Consider the following 264-nt stretch of genomic DNA (forward strand, 5'->3'; position numbering starts at 1 on the left):
GCTACGCCGTATCGATTGCTCCATCTGACACCCCTTCTCTTCATCGAAAAAGTGTCAACCTAATTCAGGACGGGTCACACAAAACAAAAAAGCCCGCTTGCGCGGGCTTTTTCATTCTGGCGTCCCCAGGGGGATTCGCCTACATGCCGCAGGCCGCGGAATCGCTTGCAAGCGATTCCCTTCTCATCCCCCGCGTAAGCCGCGCAGGCGGCTTACTTGTGGCCGCCAAAACAAAAAAGCCCGCTTGCGCGGGCTTTTTCATTC

The organism is Collimonas sp. GW821-FHT07E08 (genome assembly GCF_059418905.1).